Source organism: Metabacillus rhizolycopersici, assembly GCF_020075705.1.
The window spans coordinates 18,500-40,980 of sequence record NZ_JAIQUM010000002.1 but is presented as its reverse complement, the minus strand read 5'-3'; the positions used below and the strand labels follow the sequence as shown (position 1 = coordinate 40,980).

Annotated in this window: 20 protein-coding genes; 17 read left to right on the top strand and 3 right to left on the bottom strand. The window is 37.0% G+C overall.

Translation table 11 applies throughout. The annotated features are described in order from the left end of the window. Positions 1 to 84 precede the first annotated feature (84 nt). Positions 85 to 267 (top strand): YolD-like family protein, encoded by a 183-nt coding sequence (locus K9V48_RS01240; protein ID WP_224136188.1) that lies wholly within the window; start codon positions 85 to 87, stop codon positions 265 to 267. Between the two features lie 143 nt (positions 268 to 410). On the opposite strand, the gene K9V48_RS01235 is transcribed toward K9V48_RS01240, so the two are convergent. Next, positions 411 to 1,292, bottom strand: coding sequence for a LysR family transcriptional regulator (locus K9V48_RS01235; protein ID WP_224136186.1), 882 nt, complete (start codon positions 1,290 to 1,292; stop codon positions 411 to 413). 505 nt (positions 1,293 to 1,797) lie between these two features. Here K9V48_RS01235 and K9V48_RS01230 point away from each other — a divergent pair. The 6 genes from K9V48_RS01230 (at position 1,798) to eutH (K9V48_RS01205) (ending at position 8,975) form a co-directional block, all read left to right on the top strand. Beyond that, positions 1,798 to 3,414 (top strand): PucR family transcriptional regulator, encoded by a 1,617-nt coding sequence (locus K9V48_RS01230; RefSeq protein ID WP_224136184.1) that lies wholly within the window; start codon positions 1,798 to 1,800, stop codon positions 3,412 to 3,414. A 197-nt stretch (positions 3,415 to 3,611) separates the two neighbouring features. Then, complete coding sequence (locus K9V48_RS01225) at positions 3,612 to 5,069, top strand: CoA-acylating methylmalonate-semialdehyde dehydrogenase (RefSeq protein WP_224136182.1); 1,458 nt, start codon at positions 3,612 to 3,614, stop codon at positions 5,067 to 5,069. Positions 5,070 to 5,114: 45 nt separating this feature from the next. After that, on the top strand, positions 5,115 to 6,455 hold the full coding sequence (locus K9V48_RS01220) for an aspartate aminotransferase family protein (RefSeq protein ID WP_224136180.1): 1,341 nt from the start codon (positions 5,115 to 5,117) through the stop codon (positions 6,453 to 6,455). 95 nt (positions 6,456 to 6,550) lie between these two features. Further along, positions 6,551 to 6,730: an ethanolamine utilization protein EutH gene (eutH, locus tag K9V48_RS01215; protein WP_263432689.1), complete on the top strand. Its 180-nt coding sequence runs from the start codon at positions 6,551 to 6,553 to the stop codon at positions 6,728 to 6,730. Between the two features lie 104 nt (positions 6,731 to 6,834). Further along, on the top strand, positions 6,835 to 8,292 hold the full coding sequence (locus tag K9V48_RS01210) for an RNA-guided endonuclease InsQ/TnpB family protein (protein WP_224136176.1): 1,458 nt from the start codon (positions 6,835 to 6,837) through the stop codon (positions 8,290 to 8,292). A 107-nt stretch (positions 8,293 to 8,399) separates the two neighbouring features. Next, the gene (gene eutH / locus K9V48_RS01205; RefSeq protein ID WP_438803857.1) at positions 8,400 to 8,975 is read left to right on the top strand and encodes an ethanolamine utilization protein EutH; all 576 of its coding nucleotides are present in this window, start codon (positions 8,400 to 8,402) and stop codon (positions 8,973 to 8,975) included. 284 nt (positions 8,976 to 9,259) lie between these two features. Here eutH (K9V48_RS01205) and ppdK read toward each other — a convergent pair whose 3' ends face one another. After that, positions 9,260 to 11,935 (bottom strand): pyruvate, phosphate dikinase, encoded by a 2,676-nt coding sequence (gene ppdK / locus K9V48_RS01200; RefSeq protein ID WP_224136174.1) that lies wholly within the window; start codon positions 11,933 to 11,935, stop codon positions 9,260 to 9,262. Next, positions 11,928 to 12,752, bottom strand: a complete 825-nt coding sequence (locus K9V48_RS01195; RefSeq protein WP_224136172.1) for a pyruvate, water dikinase regulatory protein — start codon at positions 12,750 to 12,752, stop codon at positions 11,928 to 11,930. The genes ppdK and K9V48_RS01195 overlap by 8 nt, the downstream gene beginning before the upstream one ends. 372 nt (positions 12,753 to 13,124) lie before the next feature. On the opposite strand from K9V48_RS01195, the gene K9V48_RS01190 reads away from it, so the two are divergent. The 10 genes from K9V48_RS01190 (at position 13,125) to K9V48_RS01150 (ending at position 22,479) form a co-directional block, all read left to right on the top strand. Further along, on the top strand, positions 13,125 to 13,823 hold the full coding sequence (locus tag K9V48_RS01190; protein WP_224136170.1) for an SDR family oxidoreductase: 699 nt from the start codon (positions 13,125 to 13,127) through the stop codon (positions 13,821 to 13,823). A 126-nt stretch (positions 13,824 to 13,949) separates the two neighbouring features. Continuing rightward, entirely contained in the window at positions 13,950 to 14,249 is a 300-nt protein-coding gene (locus K9V48_RS28945) for an SDR family NAD(P)-dependent oxidoreductase (protein WP_263432688.1), read from the top strand. Beyond that, positions 14,203 to 14,700, top strand: a complete 498-nt coding sequence (locus K9V48_RS01185) for an SDR family NAD(P)-dependent oxidoreductase (protein WP_263432687.1) — start codon at positions 14,203 to 14,205, stop codon at positions 14,698 to 14,700. Before K9V48_RS28945 ends, K9V48_RS01185 begins: the two co-directional genes overlap by 47 nt. A gap of 421 nt (positions 14,701 to 15,121) precedes the next feature. Further along, entirely contained in the window at positions 15,122 to 15,334 is a 213-nt protein-coding gene (locus K9V48_RS01180) for a hypothetical protein (RefSeq protein ID WP_224136168.1), read from the top strand. A 72-nt stretch (positions 15,335 to 15,406) separates the two neighbouring features. Then, a complete protein-coding gene (locus K9V48_RS01175; protein ID WP_224136167.1) occupies positions 15,407 to 16,888 on the top strand; it encodes an alanine/glycine:cation symporter family protein in 1,482 nt (493 codons plus the stop codon). Between the two features lie 338 nt (positions 16,889 to 17,226). Further along, complete coding sequence (locus tag K9V48_RS01170; protein ID WP_224136165.1) at positions 17,227 to 18,747, top strand: aldehyde dehydrogenase family protein; 1,521 nt, start codon at positions 17,227 to 17,229, stop codon at positions 18,745 to 18,747. A gap of 37 nt (positions 18,748 to 18,784) precedes the next feature. Continuing rightward, positions 18,785 to 19,978, top strand: coding sequence for an NAD(P)/FAD-dependent oxidoreductase (locus tag K9V48_RS01165; protein ID WP_224136163.1), 1,194 nt, complete (start codon positions 18,785 to 18,787; stop codon positions 19,976 to 19,978). Between the two features lie 51 nt (positions 19,979 to 20,029). After that, on the top strand, positions 20,030 to 20,962 hold the full coding sequence (dapA, locus tag K9V48_RS01160) for a 4-hydroxy-tetrahydrodipicolinate synthase (RefSeq protein WP_224136161.1): 933 nt from the start codon (positions 20,030 to 20,032) through the stop codon (positions 20,960 to 20,962). 142 nt (positions 20,963 to 21,104) lie between these two features. Next, positions 21,105 to 21,899 (top strand): aspartate/glutamate racemase family protein, encoded by a 795-nt coding sequence (locus tag K9V48_RS01155; protein ID WP_224136159.1) that lies wholly within the window; start codon positions 21,105 to 21,107, stop codon positions 21,897 to 21,899. A gap of 307 nt (positions 21,900 to 22,206) precedes the next feature. Beyond that, positions 22,207 to 22,479: a (2Fe-2S)-binding protein gene (locus tag K9V48_RS01150; protein WP_224136157.1), complete on the top strand. Its 273-nt coding sequence runs from the start codon at positions 22,207 to 22,209 to the stop codon at positions 22,477 to 22,479. Positions 22,480 to 22,481 lie beyond the last annotated feature (2 nt).

The following is a 22,481-nucleotide window of genomic DNA, read 5'->3' as shown; positions in this document are numbered from 1 at the left end:
ATGAAAGTGTTTTTTTGAAAAAATATAATTAGCTCATAAGATCGTTGAATTTTATAAAATACTAGTTTGAAAGGAGATACATGTATGATTTTGAAAGAATTAACAAAAATCCATTTCATTACGATTACTTATTATAAGGACGGAGTGTTACAAACATGCAAGGGTCGTGTTCACAAACTTGATTTATACGAACAGACCGTTTCTTTAAAAGATGAGAATCATCAGGTATGTTCTATTCGTTTATCTGGTATTAAGGAAATTCTATAATTGTATTCTTTAGCTATGAGATAACATTGATATATCCATGAATAGTGGAAAAACATCAATAATAAGGTGATTTTAAAGCGAAAAGCACCTTATTAACGATTTTTGTATCCAAAAGTTTGAGTCGGTAAAAAACGTTTATACTGTTAAACATCTAGTAATTTTTGCTCCTTTAACCAGGAGTGAACACAATCAATAAATTTTTTAGTGGCAGGAGACATATTAGGCTTTGTAGCGACACCTATAAAACGATAAGACTCTTTTTCTAAATTAAGAATCCGAACGTTATCAGGGATAGAAGATAACGTCATTTCAGGGCGTATGGCGATGCCTAAATTGGCTTGTACCATGGAAATAATTGTTTGATCATCTGATACTTCGAATTTAATCGTAGGTTTTATATTGTTGTCTTTAAAAATTTGATTGATTTCATTGCCCCATCCTTCTTTGGGCATAATTAACGATTCTGCTTCGATTTGTTTGAAGGAAATTTTATCTAGTTTATGAAGAGGGTGCTGCTCTGATAGAATGCACATCATTTTATCCTTTTTTAAAGGGAAAAATTCAAGCGACTTTGGTGTAGGTAACGTGAGAAAGCCACAATCAATGACTCCGTTTGAAACCCATTGTTCTAAGGTGGAATAATCACCTTCAAACAATTTTAACGTGATTCCTGGATGATGATCTTGAAACTGTTTAATAATCTGGGGTAACCACTGTGTAGCGACACTTGTAAATGTGCCTATTCTCACTACACCAAGCTCTAAACCATTGATTGCTGCAGCCTCTTGCTTCATTCTATCATTTAAGACTAAGATATCATGAATATACGCTAGCATCCGTTCGCCATTACTTGTTAAAGAAATGCCTGATTTCCCCCTAGTTAGCAGAGTAAAGCCTAATTCGTTTTCAAGACTATTAATGGCATGGCTAATACCTGATTGTGTTAATTTTAACATTTCCCCGGCTTTGGTTAGACTCCCTGACTCGACTACTGTATGAAAGACTTCAAATCGACTAAGTGTCATCTTATTCTCCTTTCGCATGAGGATAACTCATATATTTCATTATATACATTCATTTTACTAATGTGAAGAATTCGAGTTATACTAATAATACATACGATTAGTGATTACGTGTTAATGAGAATGTAACGATGATTCGTAATAAAGCTACTGAAGTATGACATAACACAATGATTTCCATTACTCCCCTTCTTAATAAAGAGTTATTTCCTATTAAGGAATAGGAAGGAGTTTCTAATGTTACTCAGAATGAAAGCGCTTCAAATTTAAAGCTAGCTCATGATGCTTATTTTTGTTAAATGATTTCATTTTGGTTTTTATTGGAAAAGTTGATTTATAAAGTTTCTATCAATGGTTTTCAGTTTATCCCACCTTAACGGGCGGTAAAACTCTCCAAGAGAAGTAGGAGATAACTATCCGTAAAGATCCGATAAGTCTCACTTTATACGATGCAAATTTCAAGAAAATATTGAAGCAATTTATAAGTAAAAAAAGGGGGAATTTTCTAATGAACTTAGAAGTTAAATTATCGGTACATGAAATCTTACAAAATAAACATTTCGTATCAGCAAAAGTAGTAGCAGGGAAAGCTGGTCTTAGTCGGCTCGTCCGATGGGTTCATGTTCTGGAGGTAACGTCTATTGAAAACTTATTAAATGGAAATGAACTTATCCTTTCGACAGGGATTGGATGGAAAGAGAATAAAGAAGGTTTTGTTTCATTTATTCAACAGGCCATTGATTCTAACGCAGCTGGAATTTGTATTGAATTAGGAACTTATATATCCGCCATCCCAGAAGAAGTAATAAAATTGGCTGATGCTCATCATTTTCCATTAATTGTTTTCTTTAAGGGAGTTCGGTTTATTGATATTACACAAGAGATACATAGTCTATTAATAAAAAAGCATTATCAAATTCTTTCTGATTTAGAAGAATACTCAAATAGGTTAAACCAATTACTTTTATCCTCAAACCCACAACAGAAAATCTTGCAACTTTTACACGAACATTTAAAAATGACCGTTTTTTATGTTTCAAACGAAGGCAAAGTTCAAGTCATCTCAAAACAAACACAACGAGAGCAAGAAAAAATATCACAACTTCTGAAAGATAACCAGATACCAAGACATATGAATATCGCCCATCAATCTGTACAGGCTTTGAATCAGACTTTTGCGGATCTTTTCATCATTTCTGAAGCAGAGGCCATTACGGAATTTGAATCTCTCATTTTAGATCGGAGCTCTATCGCCTTAGCTCAAAGTCTATTACGTGAATTATATATCGAAGAGCAAAGGAAAGCTAAAGAATCCGAATGGGTTCGATGTTGGCTTGAAGGAGAGCATAGTGATGAACAAATCCATAGATATCTTTCAGATCTTGAACCTAATCTAAAACCGAATGGATGTACTGTTTTCCTTTGTAAAACTGATAACTTAGACAAAGTAATTTCCGAATTCACCTACTTAAAAGTATACTTCCGCTCTATTTTTGAACAACGAGGCATTTTTCTTTTATCTTATATCGAGAAAAATCAGATAACCTTTATCCTTTTGAATAATTTGAAAACTGATGATTTTAAACGTAGAGTGCAAGAAGGAATTGATTGTTTGAAAACGTCTGAGTTTATAAAAAAACAGAATTTTTTTCAACTTGAATTTAGTGTCGGAAAAATTATTAAAAATTTAAGTCATGTTAAACATAGCTATCATACAGCAAAAGAGACCTTGAACATTAAGGAAAAAATGCCGAATGAATTAAAAGAATATTTTTATGAAGACTTATATATTTTTAGACTAGTGTTAGCAGCTAATGAACAGGGCGTTCTTCGGGATTTCATTTCTGATTATTTAGGACCTGTATTATTGCATGATCAACAGAAAAATGGAGAGTTGCTAAAAACATTAAAAATCTATTTGCAATGCAAAGGGGCAAAAAAGGAAACGGCTGAACAACTTCATATTGTCAGGCAAACACTTTATCATCGATTAGACAAATTGTATGAACTAATTGGAGAGGACTTCATGGAGCCTTATAAACGTCAAGCGATTGAAGTAGCGATTTCTGCCTATGAATATGCATCTGCGTCTAGGTCATCATTGGAATATGCTTCAATATCCTAAGTCATCATAACTTGTAAAGAAACCCTTAATTTGGGTTTCTTTTTTTACACAACTTATTACTAGTTTCTTATGATAACCACGCTAATGTAGAAAAAATGCGCAAAATACTTTACACATTGTCTAATGATAGAGTTATTTTCGCCTAATATAATGAGACCAATGAGATTCATATATTTACAAAAATAGGAGGTTTTATAATGGAATTAACACAAACTGTTCAAACATTAAAGAACTATATCGGTGGAAAATGGGTTGAATCTACAAGTGAACAAATGGAAGAAGTACCTAACCCAGCAACTGGAGAGATAATTGCTCGTGTACCACTTTCCACACGAGAAGATTTAAATCACGCTGTGTCAACTGCAAAAGAAGCATTCAAAACATGGAGAAAGGTTGCAGTACCAAGGCGTGCTAGAATTCTTTTTCGCTATCAACAGCTATTAGTTGATAACTGGGAGGAGCTAGCAAAACTCGTTACCTTAGAAAATGGAAAAAGCTATAACGAAGCATATGGAGAAGTTCTACGTGGGATAGAGTGTGTTGAATTTGCTGCAGGTGCACCAACTTTAATGATGGGAGATCAGCTTCCAGATATCGCTACTGGGGTTGAATCAGGAATGTATCGCTATCCAATTGGAGTAATTGGGGGAATAACACCGTTTAATTTTCCAATGATGGTTCCATGCTGGATGTTCCCACTTGCTATTGCATGCGGCAATACTTTTATCTTAAAACCATCAGAAAGAACACCATTGCTGGCTAATCGCTTAGCTGAACTATTTAAAGAAGCTGGTCTACCAGATGGCGTATTAAATATTGTTCACGGTGCACATGATGTTGTGAATGGCATTTTAGACAATGAAGATGTTAAAGCTGTATCCTTTGTTGGTTCTCAACCTGTGGCTGAGTACATCTACAAAACAGCAGCAGCGAACGGTAAGCGTGTACAAGCTCTTGCAGGAGCAAAAAATCATTCGATCGTCATGCCAGATGCTGATTTAGATAATACTGTCACAAATATCATTGGCGCTGCATTTGGATCTGCAGGTGAACGTTGTATGGCGGCGTCAGTTGTAGTCGCTGTTGGGGATGTTGCAGATGAATTAGTAAATCGACTTAAAATAGCAGCAGATGAAATCAAAATAGGTAATGGGATGGATGAAGGTGTATTCCTTGGACCAGTCATTCGTGATTCACATAAAAAACGTACTCTTCATTATATTGAACTTGGAGAAAGTGAGGGTGCTTCCCTTGTTCGTGACGGAAGACAGGACGCGGCAGACGAGCAAGGATACTTTGTAGGTCCTACACTTTTTGATAATGTCCAAACTGATATGAAAATTTGGCAAGATGAAATTTTCGCTCCTGTGTTATCGATTGTTCGAGTGGAGAGCTTAGAGGAAGCAATTGAACTTACAAATAAGTCAGAATTTGCGAATGGTGCATGCTTATATACTGACAGTGCGAAAGCGATTCGTGAATTCCGTGAAGAAATTGATGCAGGTATGCTTGGGGTCAATCTGGGAGTTCCTGCTCCGATGGTATTCTTCCCATTCTCAGGTTATAAGAAATCCTTCTACGGTGATCTTCATACGAATGGAAAAGATGGAGTTGAGTTCTATACTCGTAAAAAAATGCTTACTGCTCGTTATTAAAAAGTCTTGTAAAACCATAAAAAAGATAGAATGGGGTTGAATAGGATGCACGTGACAGAACAAACGCAAAATTTACAAAAAACAGATGAAAAGTACCTTTGGCATGCGATGAGAGGAGCAAATCCTAATCCATCCAATTTAATTATTACCAAAGCAGAAGGTGCATGGGTAACAGATATCGATGGTAATCGCTATTTAGACGGTATGTCTGGTCTGTGGTGTGTAAATGTTGGCTATGGTCGTAAAGAGCTTGCTCAAGCGGCTTTTGAACAACTAGAGGAAATGCCTTATTTTCCTTTATCACAAAGTCATGTTCCAGCCATTAAATTAGCTGAAAAATTAAATGAATGGCTTGGCGATGAATATGTGATTTTCTTCTCGAACAGTGGATCTGAAGCAAATGAAACGGCATTTAAAATTGCTCGTCAATATCATCAGCAAAAAGGGGATACGAATCGCTATAAGTTTATTTCTCGCTATCGCGCATATCATGGGAATTCAATGGGAGCTCTTGCCGCAACAGGCCAAGCACAACGTAAGTATAAATATGAGCCTCTAGGAAATGGTTTTTTACATGTAGCACCACCTGATACGTATCGTAATCCGGATGATGTTCATACACTTGCAAGTGCTGAGGAAATTGATCGTGTCATGACATGGGAGTTAAGTGAAACCGTTGCTGGAGTCATTATGGAACCAATTATTACTGGTGGGGGAATTTTAATGCCTCCAGATGGATATATGGCAAAGGTAAAAGAAATTTGTGAGCAACATGGTGCACTACTGATTTGTGATGAAGTGATCTGCGGATTTGGTCGAACAGGAAAACCGTTTGGATTTATGAACTATGATGTGAAACCAGATATCATCACAATGGCTAAAGGGATTACGAGTGCTTATCTTCCTTTATCAGCAACTGCAGTGAAAAGAGAAATTTATGAGGCTTTTTCAGGAAGTGAAGATTATGACCGCTTGCGCCATGTTAATACATTTGGTGGCAACCCTGCTGCTTGCGCTCTGGCGTTGAAGAATTTAGAAATTATTGAAAACGAACATTTAATTGAACGCTCAAAGGAATTAGGTGAACGTCTGTTACGTGAATTAGAGGAAATTAAAGAACATCCAAATGTAGGGGATGTTCGCGGAAAAGGTCTTCTTTTGGGTATTGAACTAGTAGAAGATAAACAAACAAAAGCACCAGCTGAGGTGGCAAAGGTCAATAAAGTCATTGGGCTTTGCAAAGAAAAGGGTCTGATTATTGGGAAAAATGGTGATACCGTTGCTGGATATAATAATATTTTGCAGCTTTCACCTCCATTAAGCATTACAGAAGATGACTTTACTTTTATTGTGAAAACATTAAAGGAAAGTATCTGTCAATTGTAGTTACTTGGCTATGAAAGCTATGTTAGCTAGATAAAAAAGCGAATAGTTCCTTTTACACCAAAAAACGATGGGGTTCCGCCCCATCGTTTTATATATTGAGACTAGGGATTATAACTGTGCCTTTCGGTTGTCTTGTTGGTGGAATTGTTGCTGGTCTAAGTTTGAAAATAGTACTGCTGAATCTTATTCCAACTGTCATCTTTTCTATATTTATTTCTATCATCAATGCCAAGAGTACCCCTTCTTCAAAAATGAATGTTTTAAGGAGGGGGTGAATTGGCGGTTTTGAATTGTTTGTATTTTAAAATGTTACGACTAGATTTTAAAATTCAAACTTGGTAAAATACAATTAGGAACAAACGTTTGGTTGGTGAAGATCATGACAAAGGAAAAGGAAAAACATTATAAAACGCAACAAATTTGGATTAAAAAAGGACATCGAATGTATTCCTATTTCAAGAATTCATGTGAGAATGCGAAAAATATGTACAATACGACTAATTTTTATTACAGGCAGGTTTATACCGGTTTAACGCAGGATAAGGAACTACAACCTTTACAAAAAGAAGTTCTGGCAACGATCGAGAACAATATTGAAAAAATGAATGAGATTCAAAAAGCTGCATACCAAAAGAAGAGAGCGAAAGAGAAATTAAAGCCGCAAGAAATTCAAAAGAAGATTAAGTGTCATTGGTTTGAAGCTCCTACAAAGGAAAACCCTTATGTCGATTACAATTTTTTAGATTCACTTTTTAAGATAATTATCCAACATGATTATCGCTCTCTGCCTACACAAACAAGCCAAGGAATTATGAAGACAGTCTTTCAAAATTGGAAGTCCTTTTTTGCTAGTTTAAAAGAATATAAGATAAATCCGTCAAAATACAAAGCAAGACCGAGAATTCCCAGATATAGCCGTGCTTCTGAAAAAGAAGTGTTATTTACGAATCAAGATTGCATCATAAAGGAAAATAATTTTTTAAAGTTTCCGAAAACGAAAGAACAATTAAATATTGGTAAATTAGGTGTTTCTGAAGGGGATTTAAAACAAGTTCGAGTCATTCCGAAATATGGTCAGTATGTTGTCGAATTAGTCGTAGATGTGCCAAATTCAAAAGAAGAATTAAAAACGAACAGAAGATATATGTCGATTGATCTTGGAATTGATAATCTTGCAACCATCGTGACAAATACAGGTCGAGTACCTATTTTAGTCAAGGGCAAAAACGTTAAATCCATTAATCAATACTCCAACAAAATAAAAGCTCATTACCTTGGTATTTTACGTCAAGGAAAGAAAACAAACGAAGGTCCTTTTACTTCTAAGAGGTTGGATAAATTACATCAAAAAAGGAATCTCAAATTAAAGGACATTTTCCATAAAGCGAGTTATCAGATTGTCAAAACAGCTGTAGAAGAAGATGTATCTCTTATCATTATTGGACAAAATAAAGAGTGGAAACAAGAAGTGAACATTGGAAAGGAAAACAATCAATCATTCGTCAATATTCCACATAAGATGCTGATAAATATGATTACATATAAGGCTGCTGAACATGGAATAAAAGTGGAAGTAACCGAAGAATCTTATACATCTAAAGCGAGTTTTCTAGATCATGATGAGATTCCAGTGTATGAGAAGGGAAAGAAGCATTCCTTTTCTGGTAGACGAATGAAACGAGGATTATATAAAGCGAACAATAATCTACTTATTAATGCAGATGTGAATGGAGCTGCAAATATCATGAAAAAAGCCATCTTACAATTGTTTGGAGAAAAAGAATTCAATACAGAATCTGTTCAGATCTTTCATCCACAAACGTTAGTCGTTCGATGAAAAGAAGTGCCAAATGCATGACAAATGGCATAGAGGGGCTGGGCGTAAATCGTTCGCTAATGTGACAGCTCCACTGGTGTTAATCGTACAGTAATTGGGTTCGATACATTAGAAATCCCTTCCTCAAAGCTTGTTTAGGTGGGGGAATATTCATAGGTCTTTATAAAGCAACAAGTAAGATGATTAAAGGATTTCAGCTTTTTGGCAAATGCATTGAGGTCATTGCTATTGTAGGTCTTACAGCGATTAGCATTGAAACGTTAACCGGGTTTATTATTATTCCAAATATGGCACCGATAACTGAAGGGATAAAAACTGTCGGTATGATTGTCATTATGCTTGCTGGAGCATTTCCGATGGTTGCTTTCATCACAAAAGTGTTTAAAAATCATTTAGAGAAAGTAGGGAGTTTTTTAGGAATAAGTGAGACTTCAACAGTCGGTCTTATTGCATCTCTTGCACATAATATACCTATGCTCACAATACTAAAGAATATGGATCCAAGAGGAAAAGTAATAAATGTTGCTTTTGCTGTCAGTGGTGCTTTTGTTTTTGGAGGGCACCTAGGTTTTGTGGCAGGTGTCAATAAAGAAATGGTGTTTGCTATGATTGTTGGAAAGCTTGCAGGGGGTCTTTCGGCGATGGGCTTAGCTATTATCACTACTCCTAAATCTACAATTTAAATATTAGCTTTACTTTCTTCATGGTGAGGGTGATATTGAATGTCTGGATAGTCCCTTCAAAAGAGAATAAAAAGAACATAAAAGGAAGTGGAGAAAACGACTCATGTTTCTCCACTTCCTTTATTTTAGGGGCTTATCGGACAACCTCGCTTAGTATTCTCATTCAGCGAATTGTACCTTCTCTCTTGCTGTGAGTTGCTCGGTAACCTGAAACTTTGATTCAGCTTTTGTATGTCTTATTATGCCATTATTATTAATGATTTCATCTAAGGGTGTGCGTCGTTTTATATCTGAGCTTGAAAATTCTTTACGCCCTGTTTCTGTTCATTTTTAATAGTAGCCTGAGCAGCTGCAAGACGTGCAAGAGGAACCCGGTATGGTGAACAGCTTACGTAATCCAATCCTACATCATGACAGAATTGAATTGAATTTTTTTCTCCTCCATGCTCTCCACAAATTCCTGTTTTTAACCCTGGCTTTGTTTGCCTGCCAAGCTTTACACCCGTTTCTACAAGTTTGCCTACACCTTCTTGGTCAAGAGTAGCAAATGGATTTTCCGGCAAAACCTTGTTTTGAATATAGTTTTGAAGGAACTTGCCCTCTGCATCATCACGACTATATCCAAAAGTAGTTTGGGTTAAGTCATTTGTTCCAAAGGAGAAAAAGTCTGCCTCTTGCGCAATTTGATCAGCAGTCAAAGCCGCTCGCGGAATTTCAATCATTGTTCCAATAGAGTAATCGTATTGCTGGCGGGTTTCCTCCGCAACTTGCAACCCAGCTTTTGTTACCAATGCACGCATTTCTTTTAACTCATTTACATGCCCAACCAAAGGAATCATAATCTCTGGCTTCACATCTATTCCTTTTTCTTTTACGTTTGCAATTGCATAAAAGATAGCTTTTGCCTGCATGATATAAATTTCAGGGTGAATCATTCCTAATCGGCAGCCTCTATGACCTAGCATTGGATTAAATTCATGCAACTGACGAACTTTTCTTAAAAGCTGTTCTTTTTCCTTTAGTTCATAGGGATTTGAGCCTGACATCCGAAGTTTTGTTACTTCAACAAGCAGTTCCTCTTTATCCGGTAAAAACTCGTGCAGAGGAGGGTCTAGTAGACGAATTGTCACAGGGTTCCCTTGCATCGCTTCAAAGATTCCTTCGAAATCCCCTTGTTGCATTGGCAACAACTTTTTGAGTGCATCCTCTCGCTCCTCATATGTTTCGGCAAGTATCATATCTTGCACAATAGGAATCCGAGTTGCATCCATAAACATATGCTCTGTACGGCATAAGCCAATTCCAGCCGCCCCAAACTCTAGCGCTTTTTTCGCATCTTCTGGATTATCAGCATTGGCTCTTACATCAAGTGTCTTCTCTTGATCTGCCCAAGCAAGTAACAGTTGAAACTCATCCGAAAGCTGAGGCTCGATCATTGGCACTTCATCTAGCATGATTTCACCTGTTGAACCGTCAACTGTAATTATATCACCTTGATTTACAATTGTGTCTCCTACTTTAAACTGCTTTAATTTCAAATCAATGTTTAATGTTTCACAGCCGCATATGCAAGCTTTTCCCATCCCCCTTGCAACAACTGCTGCGTGACTTGTCATACCTCCGCGGCTTGTAAGAGTTGCCTCGGCAGCAACAATGCCATGGATATCATCAGGTGTTGTCTCCGGGCGCACAAGAATCACCTTTTTCCCGTCTTTCGCTAGTGCCTCTGCTGTATCCGCATCAAATACCACTAGTCCTGTTGCCGCGCCTGGAGAGGCAGGTAATCCCTTCGTTAATGGGTTACGTTTATAGGAATCATCAATTCTACGATGAAGTAGCTGATTCAATTGATCCGGGTCTACACGTAGAATTGCTTCCTTCTTACTAATCGTTTGTTCTTCTACTAATTCAACTGCAATTCGAATTGCAGCTTGGGCTGTTCTTTTCCCATTTCGTGTTTGAAGAATAAATAGTTTACCACGTTCGACAGTGAACTCGATGTCCTGCATATCTTGATAATGTCTTTCAAGAAGCTGACAAGTCTCAACAAACTGCTGGTATACTTCTGGCATTTCATCCTGAAGGGTAGAAATCGGTTGAGGAGTACGAATGCCTGCCACAACATCCTCTCCTTGAGCATTGATTAAATATTCACCATACAGCCTACGTTCTCCTGACGATGGATTACGTGTAAAGGCAACTCCAGTACCGGAATCATTACCCATATTTCCAAAAACCATGCTTTGAATGTTTACCGCTGTACCAAGGTGCCCTGGGATTTTTTGAAGGCGGCGGTATACAATCGCACGTTGATTATTCCACGAATCGAAAACAGCATTGACGGAAAGAAATAATTGCTCTATTGGATTCTGAGGAAAATCCTTTCTAGTATGTTTTTTTACAATCTCTTTGTACCCTTGAATCACTTCCTGCCAATCATCTGAAGTCATTTCAGGGTCTGAAGAGTATCCCTTTTGTTCCCTTGCTTCTTCTAAAGCCTGCTCGAAATAAAAGCCATCCACACCAAGTACAACATCACTAAACATTTGAATAAATCTGCGGTAAGAGTCATATGCAAAACGCGGATTGTTTGTAAGCTCAGCCAACCCTTTCACAGTTTCATCATTCATTCCAAGATTTAATACTGTATCCATCATTCCCGGCATCGAAAATACAGCACCTGATCGTACAGAAACAAGCAGTGGATTTGTCGTGTCTCCGAGCTTCTTACCTGTTTTTTCTTCAAGTTTACTAAGGGCATCTACTATTTGAGATTTGATTTCTACAGGGATAGATTTCCCTGCTTGGTAATAGGAGCTACAGACTTCTGTTGAAATGGTAAAACCATAAGGAACAGGCAAGCCGATTCGAATCATTTCTGCCAAATTAGCCCCTTTTCCTCCTAAAAGCTCCTTCATTTCGCTGTTTCCCTCGTCAAACATATATACAAACTTACTCATACACTCCATCTCCCCTCTTTTTTAAGATTGCTAATATAAGATCAGCAGTTTCTTCCACTGCTTTATTGGAAACATCAATAACCGGACAACCTAGACGTTTCATAATTTTCTCAGCATAGTCTAGTTCTGCAAGAATCCGATCTAAATTTGCATAATTCGCTTGAGTTGTTAACCCTAAACTTTTTAAACGCTCCATGCGTATTTCATGCAGTTTATCCGGTGATATCACTAAGCCAACGCATACATTTCTTGGAAGTTCAAACAATTCATCAGAAGGTGCTACTTCTGGTACTAAAGGTATATTTGCCACATTCAGTCCTTTATGGGCCAAATAGATAGAAAGCGGTGTCTTTGATGTTCTAGAAATTCCAATTAATACAATGTCTGCACGTTTTAACCCCTGAGGCTCCCGTCCATCATCGTATTTTACTGCGAATTCAATGGCTTTCACTCTTCGGAAATAGTTAGCATCTAATTTCCTCATTAAGCGAGGCTCACACTTGGGATCCATTTTAAATTGTTGAACAAATGCTTCCATAAGCGGGTTTATTAAATCAATTGCAGTAATTCCTTCTTCTCGTGCCCTTTCGTCAAGATACTTTTTTAAAAAGGGGATGACGATCGTATAGGCAATAATAGAATTACCTTGCTTTGCGTCAGTAATAACCTCATCAATATCTTCTGTCTTCTGCACATAGGATTTATGATGGATTTCAATATAGCTGCTATTAAATTGGGCTGCTACTGCTTTTACAGTCAACTCAGCCGTTTCGCCAACCGAGTCGGAAACTACATAAACAACTTTTCTCTTATTCACATCCAGTCCATACTCCTTTGCGTTTTTTTTTACAACAATTAGTATTTTCCTACGTGATGTTTAAAAAACGTTTAGGTTATACTAATATGTTGTTTTGGTATATATGTGACATACTAATATATAACCGATATAGTATCATGACCTTTTCCTATAATCAATACTATTGTTCTAAATTTTTTGTAAAATGAGTAACTATTAATTTTTAACACTATGTCTAATTCGGATGGCTGTAATATGGATTATCATTATGGAAGTTAGATGATTGTGAAAATTTAGGTAGAAATCTAGCAAATCAAGATACTAAAAGAATTAGTCTAATGCTAGAATGAAAAAATAGGTGGAAAATTGGGAGAAAAGGAAGGGGGAATTTACATGGATGTTAATGTCGTTGTTATTACAGGAGCCGGAAGTGGATTAGGGGCTTCGTTGGCAAAAAAATATTCTGATCTAGGTTGCCATGTATGTTTGCTCGGACGAACTCAAACAAAACTTATTCGAACAGCTGAAACATTAAGCCACAGTCATTCTATTTATGAAGTAGACGTCTCGTCTAAAAATAATGTAGCAAACGTTATGCAATTAATTAAAGAAGAAGTTGGACAAATTGATCTATTAATTAATAATGCAGGAGTTGGGGTCTTTGATTTGACGGAAAATTTAAGCGAAGAATCTATCCATCAAATGATTGATATTAACTTAAAAGGTACCATCTTTTGTACTCAAGAAGTATTAAACGACATGAAAAAGAGAAATCGAGGTTATATTGTCAACATTGTATCTCTATCAGGTAAAAGAGGAAAAGTTACCGAGTCGGTTTATAGTGCAAGTAAATTTGGTGCAAGAGGATTTACTGAAAATTTAGCGCTTGAACTTGAGGATACTGGCATTAGGGTGTTTGGAGTTTATATGGGGAATATGAAAACTGAATTATGGGAAGGCGCTATTACAGAAGAAGCGTATATGGAGCCGGATGATGTTGCAGATATCATTATAGAAAGTATTAAACCACGAAAAAATATGTTAGTTCAAGAAATTGTTATTAAAGATAGTAAAAATAAAAAGCTAATATAAGAACCGGATTATTCAGTTTTCCCATTAATAATAACGCTTTCTTTTTTAAGAATTACAAAGATATTTATTCATTTAATGTCTAGTTAATGAAGGATGGATACATAACTACATTTTAGAGTGGTGAAAATGAGACTTAAAGATAAAGTGGCGTTAGTAACAGAGGCTGGATCTGGCATGGGTGCCGCGATTGCACAAGGATATCTTAAAGAAGGTGCACGGGTTGTTTTTGCGGACATTAATGTAGAAGCAGCACAAAAAGCTGCTCAAAAATCAGGGGCATCAGAGGATATGTGGCTCGCTACATATATCAATGTTGGTAACCAAGCAGATGTAACAGATTGCGTAGAGCAGACAGTTCAGAAATTTGGCCGGTTAGATATTGCTCGTAGCAAACGCGGGAATTACGATAAGGAAACCTTTTCTTGAATTAACGGAAGAGGATTACGACCGTGTTATGCAGGTCAATGCTAAGGGAGTATTTCTATGTAGCCAAGAAGCAGCTCGCGCTATGTACAAACAAGGAGGAGGTGCTATTATTCATATCTCTTCTACTACTTCTATTCTTGCAGAACCGAATACTGTAGAATACGGTGCTTCCAAAGGAGCAGTTGCTGCTATGACACGTCATATGGCGGCAGATCTTGGAGGGATGAAAATCAGAGTAAACGCGATTGCACTAGGAACTATTCGGACCAATCTGACTGGGGCACGACTCGCGGATCAAGGGGTAATGGAGCGTGAAAGCAGCTTAACCATGCTTAATCGGGTTGGTAAGACGGAAGATATTGTAGGACCTGCTGTTTTTCTAGCCTCGGACGAATCGTCCTTCATCACTGGGACCCATATTTTCGTGGATGGAGGTTACTCAGTTAAATAATTATGTAATTAAATCATGCAAAAGTGATGATTGTGCTAGTGGAAAGAACCTCTATCTGTGAGAGGGCACTGAAAAAGTCCAACAAAAAAAGGTAGAACTCCCATAATATTGGGGGCTTCTGCCTTTTTTGTTCTACTATCAGAATTTACATGTTTTGTACTTAGTTTTGGTGTCTAGCGCAAGCGGCCTAGTCCCTCGAGGTCATAAGATGATCAGGAATTGAAGATAAAGAACACCTTCAATTCCTGATCATCTTATTTGCTCGAGGCTGAACAAGGCTCTTGTGCTTTTCTTAACAATTTTTCTATTTCTATGAATTCTTTGTCTCATTAGAAGTTCCTAATTAAATATAGAATCAATATAAATGTAAAAATAATGGATCAAATTACTTAACACAATGTCTAGTGTTAAAGTTTTGTGAATGAATTATTTTAGAGTTAACAATATTTTTGAAAAACATAAACGAAAGAATCAAAAAAATCAAATGGAAGTGGGTGAAAGCTGGATAGGAACATTGATAAAAAAGAAAGCGTTATTAAACTTTAGTGTTGATAAAACTATTTTCTTAATTAAAAGTATCGGTACGCATGAACAGAATATTTTTGGGATTCTAATATTTAGCCAAACACGCTAATTACATTAACTGACGATCATCAAAAGAGAGATACCTAAAAGGAAATTGTAATTGATGAGGGGGAAAGTTTTTATGGAGGGAATAGTAAATTGGTTGAATGGATATGTTTGGAGTCCAGTATTAGTGTATTTATTTCTAGGCATAGGATTATTATACACAATTCTCACGCGGTTCGTACAAGTAAGATTTTTAAAAGACATGATAAAGCTATCGCTTAGAGGAGGCGGTTCTAAAGCAGGGGTATCTTCTTTTCAAGCATTAACGATGTCATTAGGGAGTAGAGTTGGTACAGGTAATATAGCGGGTGTCGCCACTGCGATTGCATTTGGGGGGCCAGGTGCTGTTTTCTGGATGTGGGTTACAGCATTTTTAGGAAGTGCCACTTCATTCATCGAAATAACTCTTACTCAAGTATATAAAAGTAAAATAGATGGTCAATACAGAGGAGGTACTCCTTTTTACATTGAAAAAGGATTAAAATTAAAGTGGTTTGCTGTTATATCTGCAATCCTAACATTGATTGTTATGGGCGCGTTATGGCCAGGTGTACAAGCTAACACAGTTGCATTAGCAATGAATAACGCATTTGGATTATCTCCATCTATTACCGGGATCATCATAGCTATATTACTAGGATTTATTATTTTTGGTGGTGTTAAAAGGATAGCAAGATCTGCTGAAATCATGGTTCCATTTATGGCTCTTGGTTACATCATAGTTTGCATTATCATTCTCACCTTAAATTATTCTCAAATACCTGCAGTTTTTTCTCTTATTTTTACTAGTGCATTCGATTTAAATGCGACTTTTGGAGGATTAATAGGTTCAGCAATTGCTTGGGGTGTTCAAAGAGGGGTTTATTCAAACGCAGCTGGATTAGGGAGTGAAACTTTTGAATCTGGTGCTGCAGAAGTATCTCATCCAGCAAAACAAGGATTAGTTCAATCTTTCTCTGTGTACATAGATACTCTTCTTATTTGTTCGGCAACGGCATTTATGATTCTTGTTACAGGAATGTATGATGTGAAACCAGAAGGGATGGCGCCTATTGTTAACAAGCTTGGAAATGTAGAACCATCGCTTTATACACAGCTTGCAGTTCAATCTGTTTTCCCTAAATTTGGTGCAGCCTTTCTAGCACTTTCCTTATTTTTCTTCTGTTTTACAACACTTGTGTCTTATTATTATAAAGCGGAAACAAACCTTGTTTTTCTTAAACATAATCGTGGAATGAAGTCAATTTGGCCAAATCATGTATTAAAAGTTTTGTTATTGGTCGCTGTATTCTATGGTAGTGTTAAATCAGCAGGTGCTGCATGGGCAATGGGAGATCTAGGTATGGGAGCTATGGCTTGGATTAACCTTACTGTTATTTTCCTACTTACAAAGACAGCATTAAAAGTATTAAAAGATTATGAAAGACAGAAGAAAGAAGGAAAAGACCCTGTATTTGATCCTGTAAAGCTTGGTATTGCAGATGCTGACTTTTGGGAGAAAGAATATCAGGAGCAAGACTTTACTGAACAAGAAGAGAGAAAAAGGGTTTCCTCTTAATACTACATTTGCACAACCATCAGCAACCATACCTTAAGTTCAATAGGTAATGGTTGCTTTTTTTATTCTTACTAGCTTAGTTGAAATATGTAAAGTTAGACATGAAGTTAAATAATGTTAATAAAAAATAAATAGATAGATGCTACCTAAAAAGTAGTGTAGAAGCTTCAATGGAGCCAAATAAGTGTCTAATCATTGAAGGGTTATTTTTTACACAGTGTCCAATGAAAGCGTAAGCAATATGTTTTATCCTTAGATTAATCACAAATTATAAGTTCTATGAACTTAAAAAATAGTTAGTGAATTTCTCATAATAAGACGATGAAGAGGTGACTGTAATGAATTTAGTAGAAAATGATGTTCAATCTGCTTTAGTGAACAATGATATTACTCAAAAAATGTATATCAACGGTGAATGGGTATTAAGTGAATCAAATCGAACAAGAGAAATAATTAATCCTGCAAATGGAGAGATAATTGGAACAGTTACTGAGGGATCTGAAGAGGATGTCAAAAAGGCGATCGAAGCTGCCAAAAGAGCTTTTTATGATAATGGATGGATGAATAGTAAGGCTAGACATCGTGCAGAACTTCTTCTTCAAGTGTCAAATAAATTAGAAGAAAGAAAAGAAGAATTTGCTTATTTAGATACATTGAATAATGGAAAAACATTAAGAGAGTCATTGGGTGACGTTGAAGATGCTGTAAACCAATTACGTTATTATGCAGGGTTAGCAACAAAACCACATGGTCAGACCTATGATGTTCCGGATGACATCCAAGCAATGGTTGTCCGTGAACCAATAGGTGTTGTGGGATTAATCGTTCCATGGAACTACCCGTTAGTCATGGCAAACCAAAAAATTGCTGCTGCCCTTGCTGCAGGTTGTACGGTGATCGTGAAACCAGCACAACAGACACCACTTTCTGTCATACGCTTGTTTGACATTATTGATGAAGTAGGATTTCCACCTGGTGTCGTTAACCTAGTGTTAGGTCCTGGAAGTAAGGTTGGAGCTGAATTAGTTTCTAATCCTGATGTCGATAAAATCTCCTTTACCGGGGGTACTGATACAGGAATTAGGTTAATGAAATCAGCAGCGGATACAGTGAAAAAGATTAGTTTAGAATTAGGCGGAAAATCTCCTAATATCGTGTTTGCGGATGCAGATTTTGAAACAGCAGTTGATTATGCCTTATATGCTATTTTTGCAAATCAAGGCCAAGTGTGTTCTGCGGGTTCACGTTTAATATTGGAAGAAAGTTTATATGAAAGATTTGTGCCTGAGTTAGTCAAACGTGCCAAGATGATTAAAATAGGTCCAGGTTGGGTTGAAGGAATTGAAATGGGACCACTGGTGTCAGAAGATCATATGAATACTGTACTTGATTATATCGAGATCGGAAAAAATGAAGGCGCTACCTTACTTTGTGGAGGCAACCGAGTTGTCGAAGGAGATTTTGGGAAAGGTTATTTTGTTGAACCAACGATCTTTGGAGATACGACACCTAATATGAGAATTGTTCAGGAAGAGATCTTTGGTCCAGTTTTAGTCATTCAAACCTTCAAAACAGAAGAGGAAGCCATTGAATTAGCAAATGGTACAGTTTTTGGCTTAGCGGGTGCTGTGTTCTCGACTGACGGTGCTAAAGCTCAGCGTGTGATTCGCAGGTTACGTGCAGGGATTACATGGATCAACACGTATCACCCAACGTTTAACGAAGCACCATGGGGCGGATACAAGCAAAGTGGAATCGGTAGAGATCTAGGAACATATGGATTTGAAGAATATCTAGAAACAAAGCAAATTAATATCAATCTTAATGTAGAACCATCAGGTTTTTTTGAAGGCAAATAGTAATAGAGTAACTATATTTTCTTAGAGGGGATTACAAATGGGAAATTTTGACGTAATTGTCATTGGGGCGGGTGTAATCGGATCTAGTGTAGCATATCATTTGGTGAAAAAGGGCCTTGAAGTTGCCTTAATTGAAAAAGGCGGTGTAGCATCAGGTACTTCTAGCAGATGTGATGCAGTAGCCTTAATTTGTGATAAAAAACCAGGTATTGATACTGAAATAGGTTATGAAAGTATTCAGCTTTTTAAAAAGTTGGCAAAGGAATTTTCAGTCGATTTCGAATTTGCTTCACGAGGAAGTCTTTATGTTTGTGAAACAGAGAAAGAGTTGGAAATTGCCAGAGGGTATGTTTCTCAGCAAGCTAAAGATGGCTATGATATGCGAATGGTTGACAAGCATGAATTGCATGAAATTGAGCCATATTTAGCTGATGATTTAGCCGGAGGGGTATGGACAGAAGTAGACTCGTCCATGAACCCATATAAATTATGTTATGCATTTGTTGAAGAAGGAAAAAAGCTAGGTTTGAAGGTTTATGACCATCACGCTGTGCAGAATATTTCACTGGATAACAAAGGAAGAGTTCAGAGTGTAGTAACAGACCGAGGCACCTTTAAAACAAAGAGGATTGTTAATTGTGCCGGTGTATGGTCACCTAAAATAGCAGAAATGGTAGGCATTCATATACCCATTAAACCGAGAAAAGGCATGGTATTAATATCTGAGAAAACACCGTTTAAGGTCGCAAGTCAAAAGGTTCATGAATTCGGTTATATGCTATCAAAATTCGAAGATATTAATTTTAAAAGAAATGTCAGTGAATTAGTAGAAAAACATAATGTAGCTTTTACGATTGAGCCGACTGATGCAAATAACTTTTTAGTTGGAGGACATCGTGCCTTTAAAGGGTTTGATATTCGCTCTGAAATCGAGGTTATGCATGCAATTGCCGAGAGAGCCATTCGCTTTTTACCAAAATTAAAGGAAATTAACTGTATAAGAGCTTATGCGGGGGTAAGACCTTGGGTTGAAGATCATCTTCCGATTGTGTCTGAAGTGGAAGAAGTACCTGGGTTCTTTATTGCCAGTGGACATGAAGGAGATGGCATTAGTATGTCGCCTATCACTGGAAGGATGGTTGCCCAGCTTATTACAGGTGAGCCAACAGACTTTAACATTGATAAATTAAATTATTCTAGATACAAGAAAAGACAAGCTGTTAATATCTAAAACTAATGAATGAGAATTAAAATAATAGGTTAATAATAGGAGGAATACATGATGACTATTGCACCAAAAGGAATTTTTGTACCATTAATTACCCCATTCAATGATGACGAAACGATTGATTTTCAGTCCTATAAGAAAGTAATCGACTTTCAAATCGAAAATGGCGTCCATGGCCTTTTAGTTGGGGGCACAACAGGTGAATATCATGTTATGTCATTGGAGGAACGAAAAAGTTTAATTAAGGCTGGTTGTGAATATGCTGCAGGAAGAGTACCTGTTATGGCAGGTGTTGGATGCTCTACTGCCGAGGAAACAATTGAACTTGCCAATTTTGCTGCAGAATGTGGCGCTAAATGGGGACTGGCTCTGCCTCCTTATTATCATCAGACAAGTGAAGAAGGAATTCGTGAATTTTTCAAAGAAATAGCTGCAAAATCAAATGTCGGAATCGTCATTTACAATTATCCAGGGGCAACCAATGTTACGATTTCTCCTGAAATGATTTATGAGTTGAGTCAGGAAGAAAACATTGTAAGCGTGAAAGAATCTGCAGATTTTGGACACCTATGTAATGTTGTGGCTTTGACGAAGGATGTTGAAAACTTTACTGTATTTACCGGTGAAGAACACTTTATCCTCCCTACTTTCTCTGTTGGAGGACAGGGTGCTTTTGGAATCCTCGTGAATTTACTTCCTAAGGAACTTGTAGAGCTTTACGAGCTGGTAGTTGAGAAGAGCGATCTAAATGCTGCACGTGATTTGAATCGAAAATTATCAGGTATTTATGGCTTAATGGAAGCGGAAGGTAATCCATATCCAGGGCCGGTAAAAGCAGGTATGGACTTGATTGGAATAAAAGGTGGAAAAGTGAGAAAGCCTTTGACACAACCTACTGACGAAATAAAAATACAGATTAAAGAGGAACTGATCAAGTTAGGATATGAAGTTAATTCACCGGAAAAAACGAGTGTTTCCGGAGTGTAAAGAATAAAATGAAATTGTAATTACCACCCATGTATTGAAAAATTAGGGGATTCAGTCAACTTAGTGTGACAGAAGCTAAAATGAGATTAATAGTTTCAGAGGATACAAATGTATTCTCTGAAACTATAAGGAGGAGCCTTAATTGAACTCTAAAGCATTGATTGATGAACGGGAATATGGGTATTTAGGGAAGGAAAAAGAAAGTACGATTATTACGATGAAAAAGGGCCAGTATGTCGCGGGATATTCAGTTGGGATACTGTATTTAGATGAGTGCTGGTACCCTGTTTTACCCGGAAATGTTGCGAATCTAAGTACTTATGATTTTCCTGTCAGGTTAAAAGTAGTGCCAAATTGCAACCAAGAACGAATCCATGCAGGTGATCCAACGTTATTGGAAGAGATTATAAAAGCGGCAAAAGAATTTGAAGCCGAAGGAGCGCGTGCAATATGTGCGGCATGTGGTTTTTTTGGTAATTTCCAAGATAAAGTAGCGGCAGCTGTTGATATACCCGTTTATCTATCAAGTGTTGTTCAAGTACCTTGGATTAAAACAGGCTTAAAGCCTACTCAAAAAATTGGTATGTTGACAGCCGATGCACATGGCATTACCCCAAACTTATTTAAAAGTTGTGGTATAGATGATCCGAGTATTTGTGTTGTTAGAGACTTAGGGAGATTACCTGAATTTTCAGCTATCATTCAGAGCAGAGGGTCTTTTGATAACGAAAAGGTGAGAAAAGAAGTAGTAGAAGCAGCTATTAATATGGTTAATGAAAATCCGGAAATTGGCGCAATACTATTAGAATGCAGTGATTTACCGCCATATGCAGCTGATATTCAAAGGGCTGTTAAACTGCCGGTATTTGATTTTATTACTATGATCAAGTGGGCGCATTTTGCTACGAGTCAAAAGCCGTATTACGGTTTTATCTAAAAATAAGCACAGAATAAGCTAAATATAGGATAGACAAGCACTGCAGTATTTTAATTAAATTCTTTGATGTGCTACTCAGTACGTATGAGACATCTAACGTTCTCTTCTGCGTAAAAATAGTTGGTTGCACATCTATTTTACGCAGGATAAATGTTTGATGTCTTTTTATCTTATATAGCATTAATTGAAATACCCATATTTTTAAATAAAGGATCGTTTGTTTCCTTTGCCCCTGAAAAAAGATATAGATGAAATTGGATGTGGCATTCAATCAAGTTATTCTAAAAAGTACTGGAGGAGAAATTCCATGGACGAAAATCAAACCGTAATATGCAGATGTGAAGAAATCACGTTGAAAGAAATTAAAGAAACGGTTGAGCGTTTTCAATGTTCCGCGCGAGAGGTAAAGTTACGAACACGTGCAGGAATGGGGCCTTGTGGGGGACGTACTTGCCGCTGTACGATTGACCGAATAGTGGAGCAATTAGGCGGACGACCGATTTCAAACGAAGTGTCACTTAGCTATCGTCCTCCTGTTCGCCCAGTTACATTTGGCGTATTAGGAGGGGAGTTAAAATGAAT

Coding starts and splice junctions, on each gene's coding strand:
- K9V48_RS01230 (WP_224136184.1), top strand. CDS start 1,798: ATGAACTTAGAAGTTAAATTATCGGTACATGAAATCTTACAAAATAAA.
- dapA (WP_224136161.1), top strand. CDS start 20,030: ATGACTATTGCACCAAAAGGAATTTTTGTACCATTAATTACCCCATTC.
- K9V48_RS01235 (WP_224136186.1), bottom strand. CDS start 1,292: ATGACACTTAGTCGATTTGAAGTCTTTCATACAGTAGTCGAGTCAGGG.
- K9V48_RS01175 (WP_224136167.1), top strand. CDS start 15,407: ATGGAGGGAATAGTAAATTGGTTGAATGGATATGTTTGGAGTCCAGTA.
- K9V48_RS28945 (WP_263432688.1), top strand. CDS start 13,950: ATGAGACTTAAAGATAAAGTGGCGTTAGTAACAGAGGCTGGATCTGGC.
- K9V48_RS01210 (WP_224136176.1), top strand. CDS start 6,835: ATGACAAAGGAAAAGGAAAAACATTATAAAACGCAACAAATTTGGATT.
- K9V48_RS01190 (WP_224136170.1), top strand. CDS start 13,125: ATGGATGTTAATGTCGTTGTTATTACAGGAGCCGGAAGTGGATTAGGG.
- K9V48_RS01180 (WP_224136168.1), top strand. CDS start 15,122: ATGAATTATTTTAGAGTTAACAATATTTTTGAAAAACATAAACGAAAG.
- K9V48_RS01170 (WP_224136165.1), top strand. CDS start 17,227: ATGAATTTAGTAGAAAATGATGTTCAATCTGCTTTAGTGAACAATGAT.
- ppdK (WP_224136174.1), bottom strand. CDS start 11,935: ATGAGTAAGTTTGTATATATGTTTGACGAGGGAAACAGCGAAATGAAG.
- K9V48_RS01165 (WP_224136163.1), top strand. CDS start 18,785: ATGGGAAATTTTGACGTAATTGTCATTGGGGCGGGTGTAATCGGATCT.
- K9V48_RS01240 (WP_224136188.1), top strand. CDS start 85: ATGATTTTGAAAGAATTAACAAAAATCCATTTCATTACGATTACTTAT.
- K9V48_RS01220 (WP_224136180.1), top strand. CDS start 5,115: ATGCACGTGACAGAACAAACGCAAAATTTACAAAAAACAGATGAAAAG.
- K9V48_RS01150 (WP_224136157.1), top strand. CDS start 22,207: ATGGACGAAAATCAAACCGTAATATGCAGATGTGAAGAAATCACGTTG.
- K9V48_RS01225 (WP_224136182.1), top strand. CDS start 3,612: ATGGAATTAACACAAACTGTTCAAACATTAAAGAACTATATCGGTGGA.